1 protein-coding gene and 1 pseudogene are annotated in these 1,663 nt (G+C 42.1%); both read right to left on the bottom strand.

Going from position 1 to position 1,663, the window contains the following annotated elements:
• Positions 1 to 135: 135 nt before the first annotated feature.
• A pseudogene (locus tag ACNQGD_RS14950) lies at positions 136 to 1,274 on the bottom strand (IS91 family transposase).
• The coding region (locus tag ACNQGD_RS14945) for a tyrosine-type recombinase/integrase (RefSeq protein WP_417999837.1) at positions 1,259 to 1,663 on the bottom strand (405 nt) is incomplete at its 5' end. The gene ACNQGD_RS14945 and the pseudogene ACNQGD_RS14950, both read right to left, overlap by 16 nt.

Here is a 1,663-nt window from a genome sequence, read left to right as displayed (position 1 = left end):
CACTATGGAGTTATCGTAAAGATTGTAGAGGTATTTTCAAGAGGATTTTGTTCCTCTTTTTTTGTGGAGTTGTTTCAACTTGGTTTTTTTCATGTTTTCCTTCATTTTTGAACACAAGTTCCCTTACCCGTAAAATTAATTTTTATAGGGAATGGCGTTTTGACTACGGCCAAGAAACCAAGCAGGCGGACCACGCTGGTCAAAAACCGCTATGCGGTGTAAATTGCCTGTTTTACAAAAAGGACACTTGGGTAAAAAGGACTTCTTTTCTGCTTTTTCTAAAACTTTTACCTTAAGTTTTTCCTGTAAAAGTTTCAGCTTTTGACGCTTCCAAGTGCTGCTCAAAAAACCATAATGACGGATTTTTACAAACCGTTTGGGCAAAATATGCAACGAAAACCGCCTGATAAATTCCTGATGAGTTAGTGTCATTTGTTTTTTAACGCCCGCTACGCGGTAATCCTGTAATCAAAAGTCACGTTTTGCTCGTCGATACTCTTAATTCTATTATTGCTGATGGCTATTTTATGGGTGTATCTGCCTAAATATTCCACCACTGATTTGGGACTTCCAAAAGGTTTCTTAGCAAATACTACCCATGGTTTTTGCCATAATTCCTGCCGGATTTGTTCGTATTGAGTAGGCGATTTCGCCTTGAGTTTTTCGCAAAATTTAGCCCTGAAAACCTTAGACAACGCCTTGACTGGAAACAGAAATTTACCGTCTGTTCTACTGTTTTGCCATTGTCCATTTTTATTCACACCACCGCCTGGAACAATGCAATGCAGGTGCGGATGCAAACTCAATTGTTGTCCCCAAGTGTGCAAAACGGCGATCATTCCCATTTGCATTTGCTTGCCTTTACCAAAACTTTGAAGCGTTTCCCATGTCGCTTCAAATAAGGTATTATACACCATCTTGGGCTGATGCATCGCCAAAGAATTGACACTGCTTGGCAAGGTAAAAACGACGTGGAAGTACGACACCGGCAAGAGTTCTGTGCTTCTAGCTTGTATCCAATCTTCTCGTTTGTTACCCTGACACTTCGGGCAATGCCGATTGCGGCAAGAGTTGTAGCTTACAGTGAGAGTACCACAACTATCGCAAGCATCGATATGACCACCCAACTCGGCTGTTCTAAATTTTTTAATGGCGTAAAGCGTGCGAATTTGCCAAGTATTTAATCCATAGTTTTCAATTCTTGGGCCTATTTTTCGCAGTACATCCGATACTTCACTTCGACTTCGCCCAGTGCAGCTTACCGCCGGCTGCATTGGGCAAAAAGGGTATCGAGTGGACTAAAAATGCGCTGACTCTCGAGTTGGGCAATATGTAGATATTCCATTGTGGTCTCAACATTCTGGTGTCCAAAAAGATCTTTCAAAGTCATAATATCCATACCGTCTTCGAGCAAATGCGTGGCATAACTGTGCCGAAGCGTATGGGTATGAACTTCTTTGATAATACCCGCTGCTTTGGCGACTTGTTTCACTGCCCATTGCACGCCTCGTTGCGAATACCGATTGTCAAAATCGCCACCGGCTCCATTAGGCAAAGGCTGTCCATTAAAAACATAATCTTGGGGTTTTTCGGCTTCGATGTATTTTTTCAGCCCACGAATTAAATGTTCTGAAAGCGGTACGTAGCGGTCTTTTTTGCCTTT

The sequence above is a fragment of the Flavobacterium glucosi genome (assembly GCF_048286535.1).
Classification (GTDB): Bacteria; Bacteroidota; Bacteroidia; order Flavobacteriales; family Flavobacteriaceae; genus Flavobacterium.
This window is presented reverse-complemented; position numbering and strand designations above follow the sequence as displayed.